This window comes from Bradyrhizobium sp. CAR08 (assembly GCF_052871955.1).
In genome coordinates, this window is the sequence record NZ_JBIXJX010000030.1 from 13,941 (window position 1) to 40,714 (window position 26,774).

Annotated in this window: 24 protein-coding genes; 7 read left to right on the forward strand and 17 right to left on the reverse strand. The window is 64.9% G+C overall.

Annotated features, from left to right (window positions below; genetic code table 11):
* On the forward strand, window positions 1-1,092 hold the full coding sequence (locus tag ACIPUD_RS36780; RefSeq protein ID WP_446482630.1) for an SMP-30/gluconolactonase/LRE family protein: 1,092 nt from the start codon (window positions 1-3) through the stop codon (window positions 1,090-1,092).
* A 110-nt stretch (window positions 1,093-1,202) separates the two neighbouring features.
* Here the strand turns inward: ACIPUD_RS36780 and ACIPUD_RS36785 are convergent, their stop codons facing one another.
* Window positions 1,203-3,302, reverse strand: coding sequence for a S9 family peptidase (locus ACIPUD_RS36785; protein ID WP_085348864.1), 2,100 nt, complete (start codon window positions 3,300-3,302; stop codon window positions 1,203-1,205).
* Between the two features lie 148 nt (window positions 3,303-3,450).
* On the opposite strand from ACIPUD_RS36785, the gene ACIPUD_RS36790 reads away from it, so the two are divergent.
* Entirely contained in the window at window positions 3,451-4,887 is a 1,437-nt protein-coding gene (locus ACIPUD_RS36790; RefSeq protein WP_018456622.1) for an MBOAT family O-acyltransferase, read from the forward strand.
* Window positions 4,887-5,999, forward strand: coding sequence for a hypothetical protein (locus ACIPUD_RS36795; RefSeq protein ID WP_446482631.1), 1,113 nt, complete (start codon window positions 4,887-4,889; stop codon window positions 5,997-5,999). The genes ACIPUD_RS36790 and ACIPUD_RS36795 overlap by 1 nt, the downstream gene beginning before the upstream one ends.
* 105 nt (window positions 6,000-6,104) lie before the next feature.
* On the opposite strand, the gene ACIPUD_RS36800 is transcribed toward ACIPUD_RS36795, so the two are convergent.
* From ACIPUD_RS36800 to ACIPUD_RS36810, 3 genes are all read right to left on the reverse strand, one after another.
* On the reverse strand, window positions 6,105-7,292 hold the full coding sequence (locus tag ACIPUD_RS36800) for a pyridoxal-phosphate-dependent aminotransferase family protein (RefSeq protein ID WP_018456620.1): 1,188 nt from the start codon (window positions 7,290-7,292) through the stop codon (window positions 6,105-6,107).
* A 107-nt stretch (window positions 7,293-7,399) separates the two neighbouring features.
* The gene (locus ACIPUD_RS36805) at window positions 7,400-8,140 is read right to left on the reverse strand and encodes a thermonuclease family protein (RefSeq protein ID WP_026233211.1); all 741 of its coding nucleotides are present in this window, start codon (window positions 8,138-8,140) and stop codon (window positions 7,400-7,402) included.
* A 214-nt stretch (window positions 8,141-8,354) separates the two neighbouring features.
* A complete protein-coding gene (locus ACIPUD_RS36810; RefSeq protein WP_085358483.1) occupies window positions 8,355-10,082 on the reverse strand; it encodes a hypothetical protein in 1,728 nt (575 codons plus the stop codon).
* A gap of 424 nt (window positions 10,083-10,506) precedes the next feature.
* On the opposite strand from ACIPUD_RS36810, the gene ACIPUD_RS36815 reads away from it, so the two are divergent.
* Window positions 10,507-11,355 (forward strand): caspase family protein, encoded by an 849-nt coding sequence (locus ACIPUD_RS36815; RefSeq protein WP_018456617.1) that lies wholly within the window; start codon window positions 10,507-10,509, stop codon window positions 11,353-11,355.
* A 165-nt stretch (window positions 11,356-11,520) separates the two neighbouring features.
* Here ACIPUD_RS36815 and ACIPUD_RS36820 read toward each other — a convergent pair whose 3' ends face one another.
* The 3 genes from ACIPUD_RS36820 to ACIPUD_RS36830 all read right to left on the reverse strand — a co-directional run bounded on the left by ACIPUD_RS36820 (window position 11,521) and on the right by ACIPUD_RS36830 (window position 14,068).
* Window positions 11,521-12,408, reverse strand: a complete 888-nt coding sequence (locus ACIPUD_RS36820) for an efflux RND transporter periplasmic adaptor subunit (RefSeq protein WP_026233210.1) — start codon at window positions 12,406-12,408, stop codon at window positions 11,521-11,523.
* A 282-nt stretch (window positions 12,409-12,690) separates the two neighbouring features.
* Entirely contained in the window at window positions 12,691-13,815 is a 1,125-nt protein-coding gene (locus ACIPUD_RS36825; protein ID WP_026233209.1) for a lactonase family protein, read from the reverse strand.
* A gap of 121 nt (window positions 13,816-13,936) precedes the next feature.
* Window positions 13,937-14,068 (reverse strand): hypothetical protein, encoded by a 132-nt coding sequence (locus ACIPUD_RS36830; protein ID WP_256465316.1) that lies wholly within the window; start codon window positions 14,066-14,068, stop codon window positions 13,937-13,939.
* Window positions 14,069-14,206: 138 nt separating this feature from the next.
* Between ACIPUD_RS36830 and ACIPUD_RS36835 the strand changes: the two genes are divergently transcribed.
* Together ACIPUD_RS36835 and ACIPUD_RS36840 are read left to right on the forward strand one after the other, a co-directional pair.
* On the forward strand, window positions 14,207-14,383 hold the full coding sequence (locus ACIPUD_RS36835) for a hypothetical protein (RefSeq protein WP_157642977.1): 177 nt from the start codon (window positions 14,207-14,209) through the stop codon (window positions 14,381-14,383).
* Between the two features lie 95 nt (window positions 14,384-14,478).
* On the forward strand, window positions 14,479-14,601 hold the full coding sequence (locus ACIPUD_RS36840) for a hypothetical protein (protein ID WP_018456612.1): 123 nt from the start codon (window positions 14,479-14,481) through the stop codon (window positions 14,599-14,601).
* Window positions 14,602-14,668: 67 nt separating this feature from the next.
* Here the strand turns inward: ACIPUD_RS36840 and ACIPUD_RS36845 are convergent, their stop codons facing one another.
* From ACIPUD_RS36845 to ACIPUD_RS36890, 10 genes are all read right to left on the reverse strand, one after another.
* Complete coding sequence (locus tag ACIPUD_RS36845) at window positions 14,669-15,028, reverse strand: hypothetical protein (RefSeq protein WP_018456611.1); 360 nt, start codon at window positions 15,026-15,028, stop codon at window positions 14,669-14,671.
* A gap of 202 nt (window positions 15,029-15,230) precedes the next feature.
* Complete coding sequence (locus ACIPUD_RS36850; protein WP_018456610.1) at window positions 15,231-16,148, reverse strand: MBL fold metallo-hydrolase; 918 nt, start codon at window positions 16,146-16,148, stop codon at window positions 15,231-15,233.
* Window positions 16,149-16,276: 128 nt separating this feature from the next.
* Window positions 16,277-17,059 carry a 3-hydroxybutyrate dehydrogenase gene (locus ACIPUD_RS36855; RefSeq protein WP_018456609.1) on the reverse strand — a complete coding sequence of 261 codons (783 nt, stop codon included), beginning with the start codon at window positions 17,057-17,059 and terminating at the stop codon, window positions 16,277-16,279.
* 34 nt (window positions 17,060-17,093) lie between these two features.
* A complete protein-coding gene (locus tag ACIPUD_RS36860) occupies window positions 17,094-18,266 on the reverse strand; it encodes a patatin-like phospholipase family protein (RefSeq protein WP_446482632.1) in 1,173 nt (390 codons plus the stop codon).
* Between the two features lie 32 nt (window positions 18,267-18,298).
* Window positions 18,299-19,096 carry an acetoacetate decarboxylase gene (locus ACIPUD_RS36865; protein WP_018456607.1) on the reverse strand — a complete coding sequence of 266 codons (798 nt, stop codon included), beginning with the start codon at window positions 19,094-19,096 and terminating at the stop codon, window positions 18,299-18,301.
* A 79-nt stretch (window positions 19,097-19,175) separates the two neighbouring features.
* Complete coding sequence (locus ACIPUD_RS36870; protein WP_446482633.1) at window positions 19,176-20,381, reverse strand: NAD(P)/FAD-dependent oxidoreductase; 1,206 nt, start codon at window positions 20,379-20,381, stop codon at window positions 19,176-19,178.
* Between the two features lie 103 nt (window positions 20,382-20,484).
* Window positions 20,485-20,775, reverse strand: coding sequence for a hypothetical protein (locus ACIPUD_RS36875; protein ID WP_085348874.1), 291 nt, complete (start codon window positions 20,773-20,775; stop codon window positions 20,485-20,487).
* Between the two features lie 98 nt (window positions 20,776-20,873).
* On the reverse strand, window positions 20,874-21,833 hold the full coding sequence (locus ACIPUD_RS36880; RefSeq protein WP_247474457.1) for a helix-turn-helix domain-containing protein: 960 nt from the start codon (window positions 21,831-21,833) through the stop codon (window positions 20,874-20,876).
* 212 nt (window positions 21,834-22,045) lie between these two features.
* Window positions 22,046-24,709 (reverse strand): bifunctional diguanylate cyclase/phosphodiesterase, encoded by a 2,664-nt coding sequence (locus ACIPUD_RS36885; RefSeq protein WP_446482634.1) that lies wholly within the window; start codon window positions 24,707-24,709, stop codon window positions 22,046-22,048.
* Window positions 24,710-24,846: 137 nt separating this feature from the next.
* On the reverse strand, window positions 24,847-25,539 hold the full coding sequence (locus ACIPUD_RS36890; RefSeq protein ID WP_446482635.1) for a hypothetical protein: 693 nt from the start codon (window positions 25,537-25,539) through the stop codon (window positions 24,847-24,849).
* Window positions 25,540-25,725: 186 nt separating this feature from the next.
* Between ACIPUD_RS36890 and ACIPUD_RS36895 the strand changes: the two genes are divergently transcribed.
* Window positions 25,726-26,754, forward strand: a complete 1,029-nt coding sequence (locus ACIPUD_RS36895; RefSeq protein ID WP_018456601.1) for a LysM peptidoglycan-binding domain-containing protein — start codon at window positions 25,726-25,728, stop codon at window positions 26,752-26,754.
* Window positions 26,755-26,774 lie beyond the last annotated feature (20 nt).

Below are 26,774 nucleotides of genomic sequence, written 5' to 3' on the forward strand. Positions count from 1 at the left end.
ATGAATTTCAGGCGACGCAACCTCTTGGCCGGCGCCGGCGCTGCGGCCACCTCCGCGCTCCTCGCCCACGCCGCCGGTGCCCAGTCGTTTCCGTTCGCGCCGAACCAGCGCTACCCCGATCCCGCCGTTCAAATCCTCGATCCCAGTTTTGGAAAGTACCGGCTTTATTCCTTGACGCTCGAGCAGGTCGCGACCGGCATGCGCTGGGCCGAGGGCCCCGCCTATTTTCCCGAAGGCGGCTATCTGCTGTTCTCGGACATTCCCAACAACCGGATCATGAAGTTCGACGAGAAGACCGGGCAGACCAGCGTGTTCCGCGCCAACGCGAACTACGCCAACGGCAACGCGCGCGACCGCCAGGGTCGCCTCGTCAGCTGCGAGCACTCGGTGACCCGCCGCATCACCCGCACCGAGAAGGACGGCAAGATCCCCGTGCTCGCCGACAAGTTCGAGGGCAAGCGGCTGAACGCGCCGAACGATATCGTGGTGAAGTCCGACGACAGTATCTGGTTCACCGACCCGCTATTCGGCATCAACGGCGAGTGGGAGGGCAAGAAGGAGAAGGCCGAGCAGGCCACCACCAATGTCTACCGCATCGCCAAGGACGGCAAGATTACCGCTGTGCTCTCCGACCTCGTTAATCCGAACGGCCTCGCCTTCTCGCCGGACGAGAAGAAGCTCTACATCATCGAGTGGAAGGGCACGCCCAACCGCAGCATCTGGAGCTACGATGTCGGTGACGACGGTTCGCTCAGCGGCAAGACCAAGCTGATCGACGCCGCCGACCAAGCCTCGCTCGGCGGTTTTCGCGTCGACGGCGACGGCAATCTCTGGTGCGGCTGGGGCTCCAACGGCGCGCTGCAGTCCGAGCCGACCGAAATCGCCGGCCGCAAGGTGTTTCAGCTCAAGGCCAAGTCCGAGGATCTCGACGGCGTGATGGTGTTCAACGCGGACGCCAAGCCGCTAGCCTTTATCAAGCTGCCCGAACGCTGCGCCAATCTCTGCTTCGGCGGCCCGAAGAACAATCGCCTGTATATGGCAAGCAGCCACTCGGTGTATGCGCTGTATGTGGAGGCGCATGGGGCCGTGTGAGGCTTCGCCTCTCTCGAGGCCGTAGCCCGGATGGAGCGCAGCGCAATCCGGGGCTGTGATGTCGTCTGCACTAATCCCGGATTTCGCTGCGCTCCATCCGGGTTGCGAAGTCACGCCTCCGCCATCCCCGCCGCCCACAGCGCGAACGCATAGACGATCGCGACTTCATCGAGCCGGTTGAAGCGTCCCGATGCGCCGCCGTGGCCGGCGCCCATGTTGGTGCGGAGCAGGACCGGGCCGCCGCCGCTCATGGTCGCGCGCAGGCGCGCGATCCATTTGGCGGGCTCCCAATAGGTGACACGCGGATCGGTCAACCCGCCCATCGCCAGGATCGCCGGATAGTCTTTCGCCGCGACATTGTCGTAGGGCGAATAGGACAGGATGGTGCGGAAATCCTTCTCGCTCTCGATCGGGTTGCCCCATTCCGGCCATTCCGGCGGCGTCAGCGGCAGCGTGTCGTCGAGCATCGTGTTGAGCACGTCGACGAACGGCACTTCGGCGACGACGCCGGCGAACAATTCGCCGGCGCGGTTCGCCACCGCGCCCATCAGCATGCCGCCGGCCGAACCGCCGTGGCCGACAATGCGCTTTGCACTGGTGTACTTCGCATCGATCAGCGCGCGTGCGCTGGCGGCAAAATCGTCGAACGAATTGGTCTTCTTCTCGCGCTTGCCGTCGAGGTACCAGCCCCAGCCCTTGTCGGCGCCGCCGCGGATGTGGGCGATGGCATAGACGAAGCCACGGTCGACCAGCGACAGGCGGTTGGCGCTGAACGAAGCCGGCATCGCCATGCCGTAGGAGCCGTAGCCGTAGAGCAGCAGCGGCGCCGCGCCGTCGAGCGTGAGTCCGCGGCGATGGAGGATCGAGACCGGCACCTCGGCGCCGTCATGCGCTTTCGCCATGATGCGGGTGGTGACGTAGTCGCTCGCATTGTGGCCGGACGGGATCTCCTGCCGCTTGCGAAGGGTGCGCGTGCGCTTGACCATGTCGTAATCATAGACTTCCGACGGCGTCGTCATCGACGAATAGGCGAAGCGCAAATTGGTCGTCTCGAATTCGTAGGAGCCCATCGTATCCAGCGAATAGGCCGCTTCGTCGAACGCGATCGCGTGCTCCTCGTTCGAGGCGAGGTCGCGGATCACGATGGACGGCAGCGCGTTGGCGCGCTCCAGCCGCACCATGTGGCCGGCATAGAGATCGAGGTCGATGATGTAGATGCCCGGGCGATACGGGATCAGATCGCGCCAGTTCTTGCGCTCGGGTGAGGCGAGCGGCGCGGTGACGATCTTGAAGTCGATGGCATCGTCGGCGTTGGTCAGGATGAAGAGTTCGTCGCCACGGTCGGCCAGCGAATATTGCACGCCTTCCTTGCGTGCCGCGACCAGGCGCGGCGGTGCGTCGGGGTGGGCGAGGTCGATCAGCCGCTGCTCGGAGGTCTCGTGGTCGCCGCCCGCGATCACGCAGAAGCGGCCACTGGTGCTCTCTTGCAGATGGGTGAACCAGCCGGAATCCTGCTCCTCGTAGACCAGCGTGTCGTCGGCTTGCCCAGTGCCGAGCTTATGCCGCCACACCTGCATCGGGCGGTGGTTGTCGTCGAGCTTCACGTAGAAGAACGACGTCGCATCCTTGCTCCAGACCACGCCGCCGTCGGTCTCCTCGACGACGTCGTCGAGGTCCTTGCCGGTCGCCCAGTCGCGCACGCGGATGGAGAAATACTCCGAGCCCTTGGTGTCGGCGCTCCAGGCCTGCAGCCTGTGGTCGTTCGAGTGCCGGCTGCCGCCGAACTTGAAGTATTCATGGTCCTTGGCGAGCGCATCGCCGTCGAGCACGATGTGGCCCTCGCCGCCGTCGCGCGGCATACGGCCGAACAGCTCGTGCTGACCGCCCTCGCGGAATTTGCGGAAATAGGCGAAAGGACCATCCGGCGACGGCACGCTGGAATCGTCCTCCTTGATCCGCCCCCGCATCTCGCGCACCAGCGTTTTCTGGAGCGCCGCGGTATGGCCGAGCAGGCTCTCGGTGTAGCCATTTTCTGCGTCGAGATATTTGCGGATGTCGGGATCGAGCACCGCGGGGTCGCGCAGCACCTCCTGCCATTTCTCGTCCTTCAACCAGGCATATTCATCCGTCACGGTGATCCCGTGTCGCGTGAAGGAATGCGGCCGGCGCGGCGCGAGGGGGGGCAGGGAAGGTGTTTTGGCTTGTGTCACTCGATCCTCATTCAGATGCGTGTTTCACCTTATATCGTCCTGCTTCCGTGAATTGCCAGCGTCGCTGCGGGCGTCGTCGCCGGGTTGTTGACGGGCCGCTTGTATGCTTTAGGGGCCGGGTCTTTAGTCCTGCCGCCGGTCCAGCCTGATGTTGTTCAATTCCTACCCGTTCATCCTGCTGTTCCTGCCGGCCGCGCTGGCTGGCTATTTCTGGCTCGGGCGGCGCAGCAATCTGGCCCCGGTGATCTGGCTGGCGGCGGCCTCGCTCACCTTCTATGCCATTGGCAACTGGCAGTTCGTGGCCCTGTTGCTGCTATCGATCGCCTTCAACTACGGCATAGGCCACCTCCTCATCGTGGCCAAGCTTACTTCGTCGCAACGAAAGGTGGCACTGGCCCTCGGCGTCGCCGGCGATCTTCTCGTACTTGGCATCTTCAAATATGCCGGCTTCGTCACCGAGAACGTCAACGCGCTGGCCGGCACGCACTTTGCGGTCCACATCCTGCTGCCGGTCGGCATCTCCTTCTACACGTTCACCCAGATCGCGTTCCTGGTTGACGCCTGGCGCGGGCAGGTCGCGGCCTACGCGCTGCCACACTATGCGCTGTTCGTGACCTACTTTCCGCATCTGATCGCGGGGCCAATCCTTCACCACAAGGACATGATCCCGCAATTCGAGCGGGAGGAAACCAAGCATCCGCATGCGCATCTGATCCTGTGCGGCCTCATCATCTTCGCAATCGGCCTGTTCAAGAAGACCTGCCTTGCCGACGGCATCCAGCCGCTGGTCGCGCTCGCCTTCGATGCGCGCGCGCCGAGTTTTGATCAGGCCTGGCTCGGTGCACTCGCCTACACGTTCCAGCTCTATTTCGACTTTTCCGGCTATTCCGACATGGCGATCGGGATATCGCTGATGTTCGGCATCTTCCTGCCGGTCAATTTCAACTCGCCCTACAAGGCCACCAGCATCGTCGAGTTCTGGCGCCGCTGGCACATGACGCTGTCGCACTTCCTGCGCGACTATCTCTACATCCCGCTCGGGGGCAACAGGCGCGGGCGCGTGCTGCGCTACATCAACTTGCTGCTCACGATGCTGCTCGGCGGGCTCTGGCATGGCGCGGCCTGGACTTTTGTCATTTGGGGCGCCCTGCATGGCGCCTATCTCTGTATCAATCACGCTTTCAACGCGCTGGTGCCGAATGTTCCGAAGTGGCTCGCGCACCCGACGCGTGTCGCCGGAGCCGTGCTGACATTCCTCGCCGTCGTTGTCGCCTGGGTCTTCTTCCGTGCCGAACGGGTCGATTGGGCAATGCGGATTGTGAATGCGATGGCCGATCCCTCCAACATCGTGTTCGGCCGCGAGGAGATTGCGGCGTCGGTGATGGTCACGATCTATGCCGCGCTGGTGTGGCTGGCGCCGAACACGCAAGGACTCATGGGGTACGACCACGCCAATCGCAGGGTCGGCGACGGCCTGATGTCCGGACGGATGCGGCCGCTGGTCCTCTATGGTGCGTCGCTGGTGCTTGCGTTCGGGATTTTGGGTATCCAGAGCCACAGCGAATTCATCTATTTCCGGTTCTGATGCGCGGCGCGTTCACAAATCCAGGGCGTCTTCTCCTCGCGAGCATCGCGTGCGTGCTGGGCGCGGCTGCGCTCACCTATGTCATCGATCCCCTGCAACTGTTTCGGCCTTCGCGTCTCGTCGCGCCGTTCTATTCCGATGACACGCGCGTGCAGAATGCCGGGCTGATCCGCAGCCAGTCGTTCGATACCGCGTTCATGGGCACCTCGCTCGCGATCCATTTCCGCCAGAGCGACATCGACCATGCCCTCGGCGTGCACTCGCTCAAGCTGGCGATGACCGGCTCCAATTCGTGTCAGCAGGGCTTTGTGCTCGAGCAGGCCATCGACCGCGGCGCGAAGCGCGTGATCTGGGCGATGGACGACTTTATCTTTGTCGATGCTGCCGACATCGAGACCGATCCTTATCTCGCTGCCGATCTCTATCGCGGGACGGCAAAGGGGATCGCGTCCTATCTGTTCAGTGCGGCGATGGCGAAGGAATCCCTGTTCGCATTGCTGCGGTCGGTTCCGCCGCTGCGGGAGCCGCTGACCCGGGCGGCGCCTTTTCTGCCCGTCAAGTTTGCGCTTGAAGACGTCGACGACATTTATGCGTTGCCGCGCGATATCGACGTCGCGCGCGCCTATAATGCGAAAAGGACGCTCGCGGCTTTCGCCTATATCACCGATCCCGTGCGCAGCCGTTTTCTCGGCGAAGGCTATCGTTACGACGCGATGGTCCGGCATTTCGAGCGTGACGCCGTCGGCCTGATCGCGCGCCATCCGGACGTGACCTTCGACATCTACTTCCCGCCCTATTCGATCCTGCAATTCGTCGCGATGCGCGACGCTTCGCCTGCGACGCTGAAAATCGTCACGGACCTCACGGCCGTCATTGCGCAGCGCCTGACGCAGCTTCCCAATGTGCATCTGTACGATTTCCGGGCGATCAAGGACGTGACGCACGACCTCGACAATTACGGCGACGTCATCCACCATTCGCCGGTGATCGATGCGAAGGTGCTGTCGTGGCTGGCGCGTGGGGAGTATCGGGTCGATCCGACGGCGCCACTTGCCTCGCTGGACGCGTTGAAGGCGCAGGTCGCGGCGTATCGGTTCCCGCTGCTGCCGTAGCCCGCATGAGCGAAGCGACATGCGGGGACTCGCGCAAGAATCCCGGGTGTCGCTTCGCTCACCCGGGCTACAAGATTGCTCCCACAAGAGAAGGAAAAAAGGCGTCTACACCGCCACCTCTTCGCCGAGATAGGCAACCGCCGCTTCGAGCCCGCCTTTGCCGTGCGGGATCTTCAGCGCGTTCAGCCCGATCTCGATCACGCCCAACGTGCCGAGCAGCATCGGGGCGTTGACGTGGCCCATATGGGCGATGCGGAAGGCTTGTCCCGAGAGATCGCCGATGCCGGTGCCGAGCACGACGCCGCACTTCTCCTTGCAATAGCGTTGCAGGATTGCCGGATCGTGGCCGTTGCTCATGGTCACCGTGGTCACGGTGTTGGAGCGTTCGCTGGCTTCGGCGACGTTGAAGCCGAGCACCTGGCCTTCCGACCACGCGCCGACCGCGCGGCGTGCGGCCTCGCCGAGCAGGCTGTGACGTCGGAAGGCGTTCTCCAGTCCTTCCTCGTGCAGCAGGTCAATGGCCTGGCGCAGCGCGAACAGCAGATGCACCGGCGCGGTGCCGGCATATTTGCGATAGTGCTCGCTGCCCTCGCGCTCGCTCCAGCTCCAATAGGGCGTGCTCATGTTGGCGGTCTTCTGCACCTCGCGCGCGCGCGCGTTGGCCGCGACGAAGCCGAGGCCGGGCGGCGTCATCAGGCCCTTTTGCGAGCCCGACATCGCGACGTCGATGCCCCATTTGTCCATCTCGAACGGCATGCAGCCGAGCGAGGCCACAGTGTCGACCATGTACAGCGCCGGATGGCCGCTGGCCTTGATCGCCTTGCCGATCGCCTCGATGTCGTTCTGCACGCCTGAGGCGGTGTCGACCTGGACGACGACGACGGCCTTGATGGTGTGCTCCTTGTCGCGGCGCAGGCGCTCCTCGACCTCGTGCGGCCGCACCGCGCGGCGCCAGTCGCCCTTGAGCACCTCGACCTCGGCACCCATCAGCGCCGCGGCATGGCCCCAGCCGATCGCGAACCGTCCGCTTTCGAGCACCAGCACCTTGTCGCCGCGCGACAGCACGTTGCTCAATGCTGCTTCCCAGGCGCCGTGACCGTTGGCGATGTAGATGTAGGACTTGCCCTTGGTGGCAAACAGTTTCGAGATGTCACTGAGCAGGCTCTCGGTCAGATCGGTCATCTGTTTGGAGTAGATGTCGATCGCCGGACGATGCATCGCCCGCAGCACCTCGTCGGGCATATTGGTGGGCCCGGGGATGGCCAGAAATTCCCGGCCCGCGCGAACGGTCATTGCTGTTGGTCCTTGTTGCCTGAGAATAGGATGGTGGGTCGCTGATTCACACTTTTACGCGGCGCCGCGGTGCAAGAAAAGGCCGGAAAACGCAGGTCTGACGTGGGTTATCTCTTAGTCTCGCGGCAGCCCGCATCCTCGGCTTCCTCCACCGAGCAGAACCAGCGCGTGCCCTTGCTGATCTTCATCTTGATCTGCGCATACCAGCGGCTGGTCGGCCGGTGATAGATGCACTCGCCGGCGCTGTTGACGTTGCCCTTGATGGTGCAGTCCGGCGAGGGCGCGACGGGGCCCGAAGCCGAAGCGAGCAGGATCGCATGTGCGCCATCGGGCGGCTTGGTGGCGCCGAGGATGGTGGTCTTCTTGTTGCGCTCGCGCCAGTCCCAGGGCGCGATGAAGGCGCCTTGCCACATGCCGGCTTTTGCCTCCCGCGCGGCGGCATCATCGGCTTCGTAGTCGCGCGAGACGCGGGTGTAGGCCAGCGCCCAGCCTGCGCGCACCAGCCATTTCTGGATATCCTCGCCGCCGACGTCGCAGCGCGCCACGGTGCGGCCGCGCCGGTCGATCGACCGCGCATGGCAGACCCAGGTCTTGCCGTCGGCGTATTTGGCGAGCTCGTCGCGGGCCGCGATGCCGCAGGTCCAGCGCTCGCCCTTGTTGTTGAGGCAGAGCTGGTCGACCGCGGGGGCGTCGATGCCGCCGAGCCTGATCCGCGTGTTGCCGATCACCACCGCGTCGCCGGCGCGGACCTTCGCTGTGCCGGTGATGTCGGCGGCCCGCGCCGGCGATGGCAAGCCGGACAAGGAGAAGCCAAGCAATGACAGCGCAATCAGGGGTTTTCGCAACATGCCGGCCCGCGTGTGATGAAAACTGCGATAGACCTCGCAATTGTGGTCGGCTTTTGTCCGCTCGGCCAGCATATGCCTGGCAATTGGGCTTTCAACTTCCTGTCATCGGGCGAAGTTTAGTAGGGGTGGGTTAGCCGAAGGCGTAACCCACCTCTTTCGTCTCCACGGCGGCAGAAGTGGTGGGTTACGCTTCGCTAACCCACCCTGCGCGACCTCATCCCCGCGCCATCGCCCGCTTGGCCACCGCCAGCGCCATCAGCACGAACGCCGACGTGACCTCCGGACCGCCCACCAGGATCCGCGTCGGCGTCTTCATCTTGTTCCACTCATAGGCGCGGAACGGGCCGCGGCGGCCGCCTTCGCCGACGCTCGCGACGATCACGTTCAGCGCCGGCGCAAAGGCGCGCGGGTCGGCGCCGAGATGGCCGAGCGCGATCAGGGCGAGCGCTGCGTCGAACACGTTCATTTCGGCGGCCATCAACTCGCCCTTGACGTAGGAGAGCACGCGGTGGCGGATGAAATCGAAATCGCCGTCGGGATCGATGATCGCCTGCGCCGCCAGCGGCAGCGCCAGGAAGGCAGCATAGCAGCGACCGAAATAGGCGCTGTAAAGCTCAGGCAAATAGTAGATATGCGAGCGCGGATTGGCGAAGGCGCCGCTCGCCGCCAGCCGCTTCTGGAAGCCGAGGATGCGATGCACGGTGGCGAGCCGCGCCGGCGTCTCCAATACTTTCCAGCGCGCGAGGTTGCGAAAGCTGACCTCGAGAATGTCGAGATTGAGCGTCGGATCGAGATCATTGCCATAGGGCCGCTCGCCCTTGAGATTGTCGATCCAGGTCGCAACCCCGCCCTCGTAATCGATATTGTCGTTGATCGGCACGGTCACGCGCGGCTCGTTGACGCCGGCGCGCACCTGATAGCCGGCATAGAAATCCAGCAGCGGCTGGTCGAGGATCGGATCGGTGCAGCCGGCCTGCGTCGCCGCGGAGATCGAGCACGCCGTGGTGTCGCAATCCGGCACGTAGACGCCGAAGCCGAGGTCCTGCTTGATCTGGGCGAAGTAGCGTGAGAAGCGCGGATGCGGTGCCGGCGCGAGCGCGGTGATGACGTTGAACCGCGCCCCGTCGATGCCCTCGACCTCTTCGCGGCTGATGTTGACGCAGAAATCGACCATATCGGCAACCGCGCGCTCCGCCGCCATCTTGTCGGAGAGCGAGGCGAGACCGGTCTCAACGTAGCTCAACAGCGCCTCGATGAAGAACGCGTCGTAATAGGCCGAGCGGTGGCGGATCTGCACCGGCTCCCACATCGGTTCGGCAACCCCTCGCCAGGGCGGATTGACGACTGCGCGCGCCGGAGATCGCGCGATGAAGACACGGGCGAGGTTGAACAGCAGCGAGGAGTTCTTGTAGCCGCGCGCGTTGAGACCCGTGAGCGCCATGGTCAGCTCTCGGCCGCGGAAATCGGGATCGCCGATCAGGTTGAACGCGGCGTAGGTCGGCAGAAAGCCATTTTTGCGGTACGAGCCCAGCAGATGCTGCGCGCAGTCGCGGATCACGCCGTCGATCTGCGATTGTTGCGGCATGGCGCCGGTGAACATGGCCGGCGGCGGCTTGGGATGATCCAGCGCGATGCTGTCGACGAGATCGGCGACGGGCTGGCCGACCGCCGCCCAATTGGGCTCGGCCTCGTCGCGGGCGCGCACTAGGGCCTGGCGCAGCCGGGCCAGTTTGCCTTCGTCGCGCAGCTCGGGCAGCCCGGCCCGGCGGAGCAGCACCCGCAATGCGGGATTGCCGAGCGCGGTCTTGTAGAACTTAGGCAGATGCGGATCGCCGCTGGCCGCAACAGACAGTACGGGATCGCAGACGTCGTAAAGCGAGGGGCCGTCCTTCCGCGCCGTCAGCGCCCGGCAGGCGGCGCCGGCAAAATATTGAAAGCTCATGAAATAACCTGGTCGCGGGAATTGGCCGGGGGGCCGGCCGGCGCGCTCCCAGCCGCGCGCCACCCCCTGCAAGTCGTTGAAAAGCTACCCGGATTCGCAGGAAATACAAATGTGATGAGGGTCACAGAAAAAGCCGGCACGAAGCCTGCATAATCAGGCTCCGGAAGGCTACGGGGACGCAAAAAAATCACACATTGGGCAGTAAAAATTAGCTCATGTTTCCAGAGACTTAGCTCAAATTTTCGGCGATCTATTGCGGGGGAGGCGATATCCGGTTAAGGCTTTGTTTGGTGCGGCGCCGCAAATTGCGCGCAATTCGGGGGCACACCCCCGGCCAATCCCTCAAACCCAAAGACGCTATCGCGCTACTCAAACAGTGTGCGCGTGTTTGGCTGGTCTTTGGCACTGACAGGAATGACGCGAGATGAATGTAACGCAGCTCGACATTTCCCGACGCACGATCGCGGTGGCCGCAGCCCTCATCGGCACGGTCTCGCTCGTGATCGGCGCCCATGCTGCCCTCAACATGCGGGCGCTCGATGCCGCCAAGGCCGTCTCGACCGACCAGGTCACCGGCTCGATCGGCCAAGCCTCGCGTCTCGCCCTCGTCATCGGCAATGGACATTACCCCGACGCCAGCGCGCCGCTGACGCAGTCGATCAACGACGCCCGCGCGCTGTCCTCGTCGCTGCGCAAGAACGGTTTTGACGTCGACATGGTGGAAGACGCGACCAAGGACGACATGGTCCGCGCCGTCAATCGCCTGAAGTCCCGGATCAAGCCCGACACCGTCGTCATGCTGTTCTTCGGCGGCTACGGCGTGCAGGCCGGCCGCGAGAGCTACATGCTGCCGGTCGATGCCGTGATCTGGAAGGAAAGCGACGTCCGCCGTCACGGCGTCTCCATCGAGGGCGTGCTCGACATGATGAAGGAGCAGGGCGCCAAGGCCAAGCTCGTCGTGGTCGACGCCTCCCGCCGCAATCCCTATGAGCGCCGCTTCCGCTCCTACAGCCACGGCCTCGCGCCGATCAGCGCGACGGACAATGCGCTGATCCTCTCCTCGGCTTCGCCGGGCAAGGTCGTCGACGACGGCAAGGGCGAGCACAGCGTGCTGGTCAGCGAATTCCTCAACAACCTCAATACGCAGGGCAGCGCCGAGAGCGTCTTCAACAAGACCCGCCTTGCCATCTCCCGCGCCAGCGAAGGCGACCAGGTCCCGACCGTCTCCTCCTCGCTGCTCGAGGACGTCCATTTCGGCGAAGCCGGCGGCTAGTTTTTCTTAGGTTCTGCGAAGTCTCGTGCCCCGGACGCGGCGCATCATGCAATGATGCGACGCAGAGCCGGGGCCTAGTTTTTAAGCTTATCGCTTGGACGAGAGATGGGTCCGGCTCTGCGCGGCAGCGTCACACGCTGCAGCGCGTCCGGGACACGAGCAATCCTACTTCGCCGCTTCCGTGGCCATCACCGTGCGCACCGGATCTCCTTCGCGCAGCAGCGCGCCGGCGCGGGCGACGACGATATCGCCCTCGTTGAGGCCGTCGCGAATCTCGATATTGCCGCCCGACATCAGTCCGACCTCGACGCGCTTGGTCTCGACGCGGTTGCGGCGGATCACCTGCACGACGGTGCCGGCGGAGGAATACTGCACCGAGGTCAGCGGCACCGCGACGTTGCAGCTCTGGCCCGACTTGATCAGTGCGCGCCCGCTCGCATTCAGCAACAGCCGCTTCTGCGAGGAGATGCCGATATAGACCATGCCCTGCTGGATGTTCGGCTCGACCGTCGGGCCGATGCGGCGCACCTTGCCGTCGATATCGCCGGCGCCGGCGATGCGCACGGTTGCCACCTGGTTGACCGCGAGCTTGCGCATATCGCTGGTCGCGACGAGGGCGACGAGATCGTACTCGCTGCGCGCCACGATCGTGAACAGCGCCTCGCCCTTGGCGGAGGCGAGGTTGCCGATCTGCGCGGTCGACGTCGCGATCACGCCTGCCACGGGGGCGGTGACCTGAAGCGTGCCGCCCTCGGGCAGTGCCAGCCGCGCCAGCACCTGGCCTGCGGTGGTGGTGTCGCCGGCTTCCGCCAGCACCTCTGTCACCTTCAGGCCGGGCCGCTCCGGCCGCACCGAGCTTGCCTCGCGCGCGATGATGGTGCCGGTGCCCTCGACGATGTCGGAGAAACAGGATTTTGCGACCTTCAGCACCGTGACCGCCGGCCCCTTGGGCGCGTCGTCATCGGCGGCGGCAGCGGGCTGGGCCGACAGCAACAGCAGTCCGGCGAGCGCAACGAGATGTCTGGAAACAGAACGCGCAGGCAATGATCGCATGGGTCATTCCGGTTGGGGCCTTGACGGCCTCATCGTTAGCAGAAGCGATCGCTGCGAGCCAAGGGCACGTCAGGGCCGGCCGGATCAGAATGCCGCAGCAGCACGGGCGGCGCGATGCCGCCCGTTGAATTAGTCGCCGCACAAGCAAAGAGGTTCGTCGGCCGCCCAACAAACGCGTCATGCCCGGGCTTGTCCGGGCATCCACGTTCTTTGTGCCGCGTAGCTAGGCGTGGATGGCCGGGACAAGCCCGGCCATGACGACGAGGAGGTACCAGCGCCCGCTCACGGCAGGCTCAAAAACTCCACCCAGTTCGGCTTCTTGCCGGTGGCGTAGGATTTCAGCTTGGTCAGCACCCCGCTGCTCTGGTCGATGGCATAGACCGTCATGCTGTCGGAGAGCTCGCCCACGGCGGCAAGGTAGCGCCCGCCGGGATCGATATGGAAGCCGCGTGGCTGCTTCTCGGTCGGCACGCTGCCGATGGTGGTCAGCTTGCCGGTGGTTGCATCGACCTTGTAGGCGGTGAGCGTGCTGGTGGTGCGCTCGGAGGCGTAGAGGAAACGGCCGTCGGGGGTGATTTGGATGTCGGCTGCCCAGGGCTTTCCGGTAAATCCTTCGGGCAGCGCGCTGGTGCGCTGGATCTCGTCCCATGCGCCGCCCTTGGCCTCATAGGCGAACGCCGCGACGTCGCCGTTTAGCTCGTGCAGGAGATAGACGAACTTGCCGTTGGGGTGGAACACGAAATGCCGGGGTCCCGATTTCTCCGGCACCTTGTGGGCCGGCGGATCGCTCGGCGTGAGCGTGCCGGTCGTGGCATCGAACGTGAAGGCCAGGATCTGGTCGGAGCCGAGATTGGTCGCGAACGCGAAGCGGTTGTCGGGCGAGGGCAGGAAGGCGTGCGCGTTCAGCCCGGTCGGGATCACCTGCTTCGGTTCGCCTGCGACGCCGTTGGCGAGCAGCGGATTCAGCGCGACCTTGTTGCCGCCATAGGAGGCGCTGAACAGGAATTTGCCGCCGCGGTCGATGGCGATGTAGGCCATGCTGTCGGCGAGCGGGCCGTTGCCGATATGGCTGAGCTGGCCGGTCTTCGGATCGATCGCAAAGCTCACCGCGAGAAACGGCTGCGAGCGGACACCGGCGATCAGCACGCGATGGTCGGGCGTGATCGCGAGCGGCGTCGAGGAGCCGGGCTTTTCGACGCCGGTGAAGCCGGCCGTCTGCACGGGCGTCATCTCGCCGCTCTCGGCCATCTTGAACACGCTGATGTCGTTACTGTCGGCATTGCCGACATAGGCGAACGTCTCGGCCATGCCGGCGCGGACTCCAGAAATGAGAGTGAGGAAAGCAAGCGTGGTGGCGATCGCGGCGCGGGGTACGCCGGATCTGATGCGTCGGGTCGATCTCAACATGGGGTCCTCCTGGATGCCGGTGCGGCATTTGTCGTTTTGGCCGGCGAGGATAGCGGCAGCCGCCCCGCCGCGCCAAACTCCAATGGGGATCGATCGATGCCGAAATGGTATCGGTGGAGGTCTACCGTATGGCCGCTGTGCGCGAGGGCAGATGGAGCCCGGGCCGGGTGTGGGGCGGCCCGAGCACGGTCCACACGGTGACCGCGAGCAGCGCGCAGGTCAGGATCGTCCAGGCGACGAGTCGTTTCCGCATCAGGCCGAATCCGTCAGTCATATGAAGAGAATGCTCCCGGGGAGCGGGCCTGGCGATCGTGCACTGCAAATCGCGGCGATCCTATGAACTCGTTCACAGGCGAACCGAACCAATGCCGCGCGAGCGCATTGAACCGGCATGCCCCGTGAAAACGATCTCGAAGGTAAGCCCGACATGGGCGGCAAGCATGGCGGTCAGGCCGGCCAGCCCAAGTCGCCGCCGCGCCCGCGTCAGGGCGAGCGCGATGAGGACGTCGTGGCAAAGCGCCACACCGGCCAAACCGATCCCAACTCCGCGCCGACCAAACCAAAATAGCATCTCGCCCGCGCTGCACTCGCACCGGGAACGGCAGCCTCGTCTTGCCGTTACCCTGATCCCGCGGCGGAGCAGATCGAAACGGAGGCTGGCACGTGTTTTGGATTTATTGGGACACCGCCTGGTCGCTCATCATCAGCGGCATCATGTTCGCCACCATCGTCGCCCATCCCGACTCCGAGTTCGTCGAGATCCACGCGGCCAAGCAGGTCAAGTGAGCCCGCGCCGGCCGGTTTGACGGCGCATCATCGCATGCTGCGCCGAGACGGGACGAAGGTTGAGACCTCAAATCATGCTGCCGGGCATGAAGCAGCGGATCATGGCGCGGCCGTTGACGTAATACGGCCAGACCATGGTGCGGCCGACGCGGTTTGGCTCGGTGATCACGGCGTCGTCGGGCACCTCGATCCAGTCGCCCAGGAGTCTCACGCGATAATGTCCGTTGCTGGTGTCCCAGTCGACATCGTCCAGCGCCGTGCCATCGGCATCGGCACAGCAGGGACCGCCGCCCTTGCTGCGCAGGCTCTCGAACCAGCCCTTGAGGGGCGAGTTCGCGTAGCGACCGTCGTCGCGGGCCTGCACGGATGGGCCGATCATGGCGGCAACCGCCACGAGAGTGATCATCCTGAATGCCGCGATCGCCATGTCGCCTCGCTCGATCTCGCGCGCGCACGAACGCAGACGAGGAGCCGCCTGCGCTGCACGCGACGCAATGCTGGCTGGCGCCGCCGACCGGTTCCAGCCGTCTCAGCGGGGCGATAACCGCGAGGGTCGATGTTTGATCCTATTTTCAAGGGCGCGGACTTGTCGAGTCCGCGCCCTGCTTCAGCTCCAACCCGGCAAGCGGTCAGTAGTCCCAGAACACCGGCACCCAACGGAAGGCGTCGCCGTCGGCTGCCACCCGGCCCACGGACGGGAACGGCAGGTGCGTGGCCACCAGCATTTCCCCGGTCTCGGCAAGCTGTCGCAACAGACGGATGCGAACGCGCGCGGCCTCCTCGGGGTCGTGTTCGAACCCGTTAAACCAGTCGGGTTGCTCGAACCCGACGGCAAACACGGCGTCGCCGGCGAATGTCAGCGCATCATCGCCGGACGCCATGCGAACCACGCTATGTCCGGGGGTGTGACCGCCGGTGCGACGGGCGATGACGCCAGGTGCAATCTCGTGCTCGTCATCGAACAGCCTCAGCTGACTGCCGTACTCCTTCAGGAAATGCTTGGCGGTCGATCGAAGCGCGTCCGGAAAGCCTTCCGGCATGGCAGTGCGGGAGAAATCCGGCTTTTCCCAGAACTTGACCTCGGCGGCCGCGACGTGGATCCGCAGGTCCTTGCGCAGCTGCTGCTTCACCCCCTCGACCAGCAGGCCGCCAATGTGGTCCATGTGCAGATGAGTCAGCACCAGATCGGTCACCGCCGAAAGATCGATGCCGGCGGCCGCCAGTCGCCTGATCAACTGCCCGGCGCGCGGCAAGTTCAGGTTCGGATCCGAACCCAGTCCGGCGTCGATGAGGATGGTCTTGCCGCCGCTGCGAACCATGACGGCGTTCAGCGCCCAGTCGAAAGCGTCCTGCGGCAGGAACATGTCGTGCAGCCAGGTCGCCCGCACCGCCGGGTCGGCGTTGTGCGCGAGCATCTTGGTCGGCAGCGGCAGCACGCCGTCGCTGACCACCAGCACGTCGATCTCGCCGATCTTCAGTGCGTAGCGCGACGGAACGAGCTCTTCAGGTCCCGATGACACGGGATATGAGGTGTTGTGCAGATTCATGTTGGTCTCCTGTTTCAAGGTTGAGGCACTTGGTTGGTGTTGACTCTGGCCGGTCCTGGTTGAGCAGGCCGCGCCGCCAGCGAGAGCGCGGCCGTCATCGCTTGGTGAGTTAGAGGCTCGTCACGCGCTCATTGCGCGGTCCAGCCGCCATCGACGGAGATCGTCGTCCCCGTGATCTGGTCGGCCGCGGCCGAGCACAAGAAGGCGACGGTGCCACCGATCTGCTTAGGGGAGGCGAAGTCCAGCGATGGCTGTTTTTCGGAGAGAAGCTCTTCGGCCGCTTGCTTCTGGCTGATGCCTTTCTCCGCCGCGATGTCGCTAATCTGTTTCTCCACGAGCGGCGTGCGCACCCAGCCGGGACAGACCGCGTTGCAAGTGACGCCGCTGCCGGCGGTTTCGAGGCCTACCACCTTGGTGAGGCCGACGAGGCCATGCTTGGCCGCGACATAGGCTGCCTTGTGGGTGGATGCGACGAGACCATGCGTGGAAGCGATGTTGACGATGCGACCCCATCGCTGCTTTTTCATCTGGGGCACGGCCGAAGCGATGCCGTGAAATGCGGCCGACAGGTTGATGTCGAGAATGGCCTTCCACTTGGCGGGCGGAAACTCCTCGACCGGTGCGGTGAACTGGATGCCGGCATTGTTGACGAGGATGTCGAGCCGTCCGAAGTTCTCGATGGCTGCCGCGATCATTCCGCGCACGGCATTGCCATCCGACATGTCGGCGCCGTCATACGCGACGCGGACGCCGTCCTCGTGTTCGATGCCGCTGCGGATCTTCTCGATCTCTCCCGGATCTCCAAAACCGTTCAGGACGATATCGGCGCCGAGCCTGGTCAGCTCTCTTGCGATCCCGAGGCCAATGCCGCTGGTCGATCCGGTGACGATCGCTACTTTGCCTTTCAACATGAAAAACTCCTTTCGATGATGGTTGCCGGCGAGGTCAATCGCGGCGGTGAATGTCGTAGGTGACGATGCCGAGTTCGGAAGGCGGCGGCTCGAGGCGCCGTCCGTCGGCCAACGTGCGGCGGATGTCGTCCCGTCCACTTTGCCAGTGCGCGCGCATCGCTTTCGGTCCGAACTCGTAATCCTTGGAGTGACCTTCGTGGAGCTTGGACTGGTAGATCAGGTGGATGATGTTGTGGGAGCGGTGACGGGCGAGCTCGGCGATGGCGCGCATTTCGGGATCGTTTCTTGCGGCGTCCGGCAATCTGTCGATCGTCCGCTGCAGCGCCTGCCGCATCTCCTGCATCCGTAGCGCCTGGTCGGTGACGGCGCGGGTACGACTGGAATACTGAATGTCCTTCTGCCGGCTCGACACCTCCATCATGTCGTGCGGCACGCGGCCCCGCGCCGACCAGAGATCGATCTGGAACGTCAGCGTGTCTTTCGCATCGCCCGACAGGACGCGAGAGAGAGGCGTGTTGGAGACCACGCCACCATCCCAGTAGTGCTCGGAGTCGATTTCGACGGCGGGAAATCCGGGCGGCAGCGCGCCCGAAGCCATGAAGTGTTTCGGACCGAGCCGCCGCTCGGCTGTGTCGAAATAGGTGAGATTGCCGGTGCGGACGTTGACCGTGCCGACGCTGACACGCACTTCGCCCGAGTTCAGCCGGTCGAAATCGACGAGCTGTTCCAGCGTCCGTTGCAACGGCGCCGTGTCATAGAAGCTGGTCGACGCGTCGCCCGAGAAGGGCGACCACAGCGGCGAGGGGAAGCGCGGCCTGAAGAAGCCGGGCTGGCCCTGGAACAGCGCGCGCATTGCGGCAAGCGTGTTGTGCAGGGAGTTGAAGTCGAACGCGAACGGTAGCGCACCGGCCAGTCCCTCGCCGGCAGGCCATTCCACCGGGGTCGCGCAGATCGTCTCCCAGAACTCGCGCAGCCGTGCCACGCGCTCGTCTTCCGGGGAGCCCGCGATGATCGCGGCGTTGAGCGCGCCGATCGAGATGCCGGCCAGCCAGTTCGGCCGGATCCCGGCCTCGTGCAAGCCTTCGTAGACGCCGGCCTGGTAGGCCCCGAGCGCGCCGCCGCCCTGCAGCACCAGCGCAACGACATCGTAGGGCAGCGGATTGATCGGTCGTGCGGAATCGATTTGTTCGCGTGTCACGTTGAACATGGTGACTACTCCTTGCAATGCGACCTGTTCGGTCAGCCCGCGTGTGTTTCGGTCAGGATTTCAGATCCGGCTCCACGCGATCGCGCCGCCGCGGACCGCTCCAGATAGTCGTGCACCACGGTGCCTAATCCGAGCGTCAGATCGGCAACGATATGCTTGGCCGAGAGCACCTGAAGAACCGGCAGCTCGGCGACCGGTGCGAGCGCGTGGGAGAAAAGATCGAGCGCGGCGGGCCCCGTCCATGCGCCCTTCACCGTCACGTCCTCGAGATGGAAGCGCACCAGTTCGCAAATGCGCGCGGTGCCGTCGACATGCGGAATGATCTTCAACAGGAAATTGGGCGCGATGAGCTTTCGTGCTTCGGTGGAAAGATCGAGGGCGCGATGCTTGTAGCCCATGGTGCCGGTGGCGATGCGCACCGAGCCGTAGTCCAGCGTGCCAACCAGGGTATCGGTCTCGACGGCCAGCTTCGGCTGGGCCAGCTTCTTGGGAAAGCCCCACAGCTCGCGGCCGCCGGCGATCGGCGGATGATCGTTGAGGAACATCTGGTGGACGAAGCTGCCGGTCTGGCCGCGGAAGGACACCGGGATGATCTGGCCGCTTTCCGTGTAGTCGCCGAAGCCGGTGGAATCGGGCATGCGAATGAATTCGTAATTCACCACAGGCTCGGTCAGCTCCAGCGGCTCCGGCACGATCCGGCGCAACGCCTCCGGGTCGGTCCGGTACTGGATGATGAAATATTCGCGGTTGATGAAGCGATACGGGCCGGGCGGGAAAGCCGGGTTCGTCAGCGGCATCGCGAACGCGACGTTGCGGATCTGCTGGTTCATGCTGTGGGCTCCTGAATGGTCGGTCTGCAGTGGCGGGCCGCGCGCCCCGCGGGAGCGCGGCCATCATCACGTGAGGCGGCTAGACTTCGGTCACGCGTTCCGGATCGGCCGAAGCGAGCGCCAGGGCGCGCTCCGCCTTCGGCGGATAGATCCAGACGGTGTTGATCTCACGCTTGGTCTTCTTGGCGACATCGCCGACCATCTCGACCTTGCGCTCCCAGCCGCGTGTGAACAGCGCGCCGGCTTCGCCGAGGTCGAGGCAGGTGACGTAGGCCTTCTGGTGGTAGGGTCTGGTCGGAACGCCGAGCAATTCGGCCGCGGCATTGTTGCCGGCAAAGGCGCCCATCCGCGTGGCGTGCTGGCACGACATCAGTGCGTAATTGCCCTCGTCGTCGCAGGCGGCGCGTGCTGCGTCGCCGGCCGCGAAGACACCCTGAACGCCTGGCACCTGCAAGCAGCGATCGACCAGCAACCGTCCGAAATTGTCGCGCTCGGCGGGAATCTGCCCGGTCAGCGGCGCTGCACGCATGCCCGCCGCCCAGATCACCGTCGCGGTTTCGATGTGCTCACCGCTGGACAAGGTGACGCCGCTCTCGTCGAGCGCGGCGACGCCGGCACCGAGCCGTGTCTCGACGCCAATCTTGCGCAAGGCTTCCTCGATGACGGGGCGGGCGCCTGCACCCATGTCGGGTGCGATCGCAGTGTTGCGATCGACGATGACGACGCGAGTCCTGGCATTGGGGCCTAGGATTTCGCGCAGCCGCGTCGGTATTTCGGTGGCCGTTTCGATCCCGGTGAAGCCGCCGCCGGCGACGACGACCGTGTCGCGTCCGTTCACGGCAGGCCGCTCCGCGAGGCCATGCAGATGCTTGTCGAGCGCAACGGCATCGTCGAGCGAATCGACGCTGAAGCCGTGCTCGGCGAGGCCCGGAATGTTCGGACGGAAGAGCCGGCTGCCGGTGGTCACGATCAGGCGGTCGTAGGACAGCGTCTTTCGCGGGCCCTTCGCGGGCGCGATCTGCACCGTTCGGGCCTCGGTGTTGATCGTCTCGGCGCTGCCCTGGATGTAGTCGACGTCGATCGCCTCGAGGACGTCGAGCAGCGGGGCCGTCACGGTTTCCGGCTTCGACTCGTAGAGCCGCGGACGGACCACCAGCGTCGGCTCCGGTGAAACGAGCGCGATCTGCAGATCTTGCGGCGAGGCGCCCCGGATGTCGCGCAGCCGGGCTGCGGAAAGCGCGGCGTACATGCCGGCGAAGCCGGCCCCGATGATGACGAGTCGCATGAATTTTCTCCTTGGTTGCTGTTCGAAAGACCGCGCGCGACCGCGCTGCTGCGTTGAGAACAGCGTCCGGCGTCGGCGCGTGGGGTGGGTTGGATGGCTGGCCTCAGGGCGCGATGCAGCGTGCCTGCAGCGAATTCGGTGGCCGGCCGTAACCTAAGACGACGGGCTGAAGCTCACTTCGACTCCAGTCCTGATAGGGAAGGCCGGCGCCATTTCGGATCATGATGGAAACGGGCGGTTGTGCCGGGTGCATGGTGTAAGCCGGAATTTCCACTTCCTCGCCCGTCGCCGACGTGAAGCGAACGGCCAGCGAGAGTCCGTACAGGGTTGCGGTCGCGAGGCTTCGGCGGCGTGAGGCAATCAGCCGTCGGCTGACGAAGTTTTTCCAGGTCATCTTTGGTCTCCCTCGATTGGTCTGGACATGGAGATGATGTAGCTGACCCGATTTGCCGTTGCCCCAGCGCGATTGCCGTCGCTGTCGAGAGATTGCTGCTAACGCATACGCCTGCGCCAATCGCTCGGCGTCTCGCCCGTCAGCTTCTTGAATGCTGCGGCGAAGGCCGTTTGCGAGGAGTAACCAAGCGCCGCGGCGACCGAGACGATCGATTCGTCGCTCTCCCGCAACATGTTCATGGCCTGCTCGAGCCGGTGCTGACGCAGCCAGGCATGCGGCGATAGCCCGGTGCTCTCCTTGAAGGAGCGGCAGAAATGGAAGCGCGACAGTCCGGCATCGGACGCCAGCGCATCGAGCGAGACGTCCGCTTCGCTATCGCAGCGCAATCGTTCGATCGCACGGAGCAGGACCTTCGGCGCCAGCCCGCCCATGGTCGGCTGGAACGTGGTTGGCGAGCCTGCATGCGCAGCCAAAAGGCGCGTGGCCAGAAGATCCGTGAGCTGATGCCGGAACAGCGCATCAAGGACGCCATGGCCCTCCAGCGAATCCGCGGCGCTCAGGAGCAGTCGGGACGTGATGGTGTCGGGATGCGCCGTTCGCTCAATCAATTCGGCGGTCCCGGCGGTCCCGGCCTCGCCAGCGACGCGCTGCAGCGTTGCGTCGGGAAGGTAAAGCTGCACGACGTCGACGGGCTTCGGAATGTCCCATCGGGAGCTCGACCCTTCCGGAACGATGTTCACGACCCCCGGACGAAACGTGCCGATCGCGATCGATTTTCCCGAGCGCCGCTCCATGCGCTGCATCACGCCTTTATGCGCCATGATCACGTGGTGGCGCATGGGCTCGACGACGTCGTGCAGCGCATCATGTTTCCAATGCGCGATCCCCGCGCCGGAGGAGTCCAAGGCCATGCGAAACGGCTCGGTTCTGAGCACGCGCGCCATCTCCGCGTCGGCGGCGCGCCGCTCGGACGTCGAGCGATCGTCAGGCTGTACGTCGGGTGCGGGCGGCAAGCCCTTGTGCGAGGGATTGCGCATGAGTGCAGTGTTCCCGGTCATGATGTGGCTCCTGCTGATCAGCTCGGGCTTTCGATCAGTCGTCCGTATTTGTACGGAACGGCGCGTGTTCTAGGCGCCGTGGCTGCCGGGCGTATTTCCTGAACCCGCCATGTTTTGTCCGATCCTGCTCCAAGCCGGCCGGCGCTTTCGCGAACGCACGGCGGGCGGGAGTGGACAGAGATGTTGATGACAAAGCGTGCGGCAGTGCGCCGCTAGGCCGCGGCCGCCTGCGCCGACAACAGCTGCTTCAGTTTCGCGGCCGGCACGGCCGGGCTGAACAGCCAGCCCTGCATCTGGCTGCATCCGAGCTGGAGCAGCACCGCGCGCTGCGCTTCGGTCTCGACGCCTTCCGCGGTCGTCGCCATGTGACGGGCGGCGGCCATGTGCACCACCGCCTGCACGATCGGCGAGGAATCTTCCGACTGACCGATGTCGCTGATGAAGCTGCGGTCGATCTTGATTTTGTCGAACGGGAAACGATGCAAATAGCTCAGCGACGAATAACCAGTGCCGAAATCGTCGAGCGCGATGCGCACGCCGAGCTCGCGCAGCTGCTGCAGGATCGTCAGCGCCTCCTGGTCGTCGCGGATCAGGACCGTCTCGGTGATCTCGAGCTCGAGCCGTCCGGGCGCGAGACCCGACTCGGCGAGTGCGGCTGCGACCTTCAGCGCCAGCGTCCGCGAGCGGAACTGCACCGGTGAGACGTTGACCGCGATGTGGATGTCGCCGGGCCAGGAGGCCGCCTCGAGGCAGGCCTGCCTCAGCACCCATTCGCCGATCTCGCCGATCAATCCGGTCTCTTCCGCAACCGGGATGAAGTTGGCGGGCGAGACCATGCCGCGTTCCGGATGGTGCCAGCGCAGAAGCGCTTCGCAGCCGGTGACGACATTGGCCGCGAGATCGACCAGCGGCTGGTAGTGCACCTCGAACTCGCCGCGGGCCAGCGCCTGCCGCAGATCGAACTCGAGCTGGCGGCGCAGCCGCGCCTTGGCGTCGTATTCGGGCGCGAAGATACGGAACGTGCGGCGGCCCTCGGATTTCGCCGCATACATCGCGAGATCGGCGCGCTTGAGCAGATCGTCGAGATTGTCGCCGTGGTCGGGGGCGATCGCGATGCCGATGCTGGCATCGGTCGGGATTTCCTGGCCGTTGCAGTCCACGGGGGCGCGCAGCGCCTTCAGGATCTGCTCGGCGAGGGCGGTCAGTTCGGCCTCGTCGCGGCTGCCGGCCTTGACGATGGCGAATTCGTCGCCGCCCAGCCGTGCGACCATGTCGCTGCCGCTGACGCAGGCGCGCAGGCGGTTCGCGACCTGGCGCAGTAGCTCGTCGCCGACCTCGTGTCCGAGCGAATCGTTGACGCCCTTGAACTCGTCGACGTCGATATAGAGGATCGCGAACGGCTTGCCCTGGGCAAGCTCGGCGACGCGCCGCTCCAGATGGCCGCGCATCAGCACGCGGTTGGGCAGGTCGGTCAGGGCGTCGTAATGCGCCATATGCGCGATGCGCTCGTCGGCCCGGATGCGCTCGGTGACGTCGTCATGGGTCGCGAGCCAGCCGCCGCCGGCGCCGGGCTGGTTCTTGATCTCGATCAGGCGGCCATCGGAGGTCTCGACGATCGCGCTGTGGGTCTGGCCGACGCTGCCCAGAATGCCGTCGCAATAGGAATCGACGTCGCCGTCGAACGAGCCGGTGTCATGGCGATGCTGAATCACGTCGCGGAAATACGCGCCGGGCTTCACCAATTCGGCCGACAGCCCGTACATCTCGATGTAGCGGCGGTTGCAGACGATCAGCCGCTGGTCCTGGTCGAACATCAGCAAGCCCTGCGTCATCGTGTTCATCGCGGTATCGAGCTGCTGCTTCTCCACGGCGAGCCGGCGCGTCATCTGGCGGAAGATGGAATAAAGCGTCAGCACGAGCAGGCCGATCGACAGCACGGCGACGGTCACGAAGAATTTGGTCTGCGTGTGCCATGTTGCCAGCGTCGCATCCAGCGACTTGGTCGCAACCACCACCAGCGGCTCGCCGGTCAGGAGGCGTGCGGCGAGGATGCGATCTTTGCCGTCGATCGGACTTGCGAGCTGGGTCGTGACGAAGGTGCGCTCGAACACCGCCATCTGCTCGCGCGTGCCGTTGCGGAAATTCTGCCCGATCATCGCCTCCACATGCGGAATGCGCGCCAGCAGCTGGCCGTTCTGGTGGTGCATCGCGATCGAGGAATCCTCGCCGAGCCCGCTCGAGGCGAAGAAGGATTCGAGCTGGTCGGGCGTGATCGCGCGCGAGACCAGCCCAAGGAATTCGCCATGGGGACCGGAGACGCGGCGCGCGAACACGATCGCCGGTCCGCTGCCCAACCGTCCCGGCACGACCTCGATCTCTTCCTGCGACGCCGGATCGTTCTTGAGGCGATTGAAATAGCCGCGGTCGGCGACTGAAACATCGGCGACCGGCCAGCGCCGCGACGAGTTGATCAGCACGCCCTTGGCGTCGAACACGTTGGCGCCGGCGACGTCCGACCAGCCGCTGGCTTTGGCGCGCAGCGCCTCGTGCACAGCGAGCGTGCCCATCTCGCTGCGGAAGACGTCGGCGGAGTCGATACCATGGCTTTCGAGCTCGGCGATGATGCTTTTCTGCAGCACCGCGAAGTCCTCGAACTCGCGGTCGAAATGGCGCGCGAGCAACCGGACCGCGCTCTCCACGCTGTCGCGGCCGCTTTCGATCGCATTCTGCCGGAAGCGGTCGACGGTGAGCGCGGTGCCGATCGCCATTGCGGCCATCAGCACGAAGCCCCCTGCGATCAGCCATGTCAGCGGCGCGCCGCGCCAACGGCGCAGCAACGCGCGCATGCGCGCGCTCCATCGGATCGATGTGCCCATGCAGCCCTCCCGTGGGATGCAAGATGCGGCAAAACCGACAAGACCACGTTACCAGTGAGGGTTAGGAAAACATGAATCGGAATGGAATCAGAGGGTTGGTTCCATCGCTTGTCTGAAGGTGCGGGGCCATGGTTCCCTCAGCGTCGGATTTCCCATCGCAACGCTTCCGTATTGGTCTTGGCGAACATCGCCGGCACGTCGAAGGTCCCGGTCTTGAGATCATAGCGGCAGCGCCAGTCGGCCAATCCCTTCACGGCGACGTTCTTCGGGTGCTTGTCCATTTCGCCCGACAGCGAGATCACGAGGTAACGGTTGTCCGGCCAGTGCACGCCAAGCCCGCGATAGGCCTCTTCGGTGCCTTTCACGAGATTGGCCGAGATGTGGTAGTCGAGCTTCATCTTCCCCGTGTCCGGCCGGCTGTGGAAATAGGCCCAGGCCAAATCGCTGAACGAGGTCTTCGTCGCGCTGACGAAGGCGCCTTTGTCGACATGGTAGAGATAGAGGTCCTGCTCGCCGGAGCCGGTCTTCTGCATCCGCACCAGCCATTGCGAGTCGGGGGTGAAGCGGAAGCCGGCCCCGTAGCCCTGCTCGGGCTTCAGCTCCGTCATCTGGTCGCCACGCCTCGCCCAGGCCTGCCATTTGACGTCGAAATCTCCGCTGTCCTTCATGTACTGCTCGATCTTGGTGGCTTTGTCGGGCGAGGTGAAGGCTAGATCGGCATCGTCAGTGAGAGCGAAGCCAGACGGCGGGCCGGAAGCGGCGAGCGCCGGAGTTGCGGCCAGGATGAGGGCAACCACCAGCCATTGTGCGGGACGGCAAAATGCGGTCACGGAAAAAATTCCTCAAGAAAAATGCCGCGATGCGGCCTCGATCATTTGACGCCGGCGGGGGTGCGCCGGTTCATCCCGGCGTGCCGGCGCATCATCCCATCGACCGTCTTGCTGCCGTGGCCAAAACGGCGCACCTTGCCGGCTCGATTGATTTGCTAGGTTCTTCCTGATCAAGGTTCGTTTCCGATGGTGACCGCGACCAAGGCCTTCATTGCATTCTGTCTGCTCGCGGTGGGCGGCACCGTGCTGGTGATCGGCCCCACCGAGCTGCGTCGCATGCTGCCGATCGGGGCCAAGACCGATTCCGTGGTCGCCGCCAAGCCGGAGGCCAAGGTCGAACAGAAGGTCGAACCCAAGCCGGAACTCAAGCCGGAACTCAAGCCGGAAGAGCCCAAGCTGGCCGCAAGCGCGCCGCCGGTGCCGGCCGCGTCCCCCGCTGAAACGAAGGCGGGTGCGCTGGCCGAGACGCAAAAGCAGGTCACGGCCGCGCTTGCCGATCTTGCACCGGTCAAGCCGCCGCCGGCGATTGCGGATACCGGCCCCCGCTTCGACGTTGCACGCGTCGACGATCACGGCGAGGCGGCGGTGATCGCGGGCCGGGCGACGCCGGGTGCCAAGGTCGAGCTGCTGCGCGACGGCAAGCCGATCGACACAGTCGTGGCGGATGCGTCGGGCCAATTCGTGATGACGCCGCCGCAGCTTCCCGCCGGTTCCTACGAGCTGACCTTGCGGGCGAAATCGCCTGACGGCACCGTCACGCAATCCGGCCGCAGCATGCCGGTCGTCATCGCCGAAGCCGCACCGCCGCCCGCTCGCCCTGCACCGGTCGCGCGGCAAGAGGCGAAACAAGAGGCGAAGGCCGAGAAGCCCGACGACAAGTCGGATGTCGTGGCATCGGTCTCGGACAGGCCCGCAGCCCGGCCGAGATTGATGGGCGCACCGAAACCGAAGGGCGGATCGGGGGTCATGGCGCGGGCGCCCGCGGCCACGACCGTTGCATCGGCCTCGCCGGCGGACGCCGTCAGCGGAGCAGCGGCGGAAACAGGCGGCAGCCGGGTGATCTCCCGCGGCGACAGCCTGTGGGCGCTCAGCCGGCTCGCTTACGGCGACGGCGCCCGCTTTGCGGTGATCTACAACGCCAACCGCGCCAAGATCCACAATCCCAATTTGATCTATCCCGGCCAAACCTTCGTGCTGCCGCAAAAGGCGGAGTGACACCGCATCGCGCTGCCGCG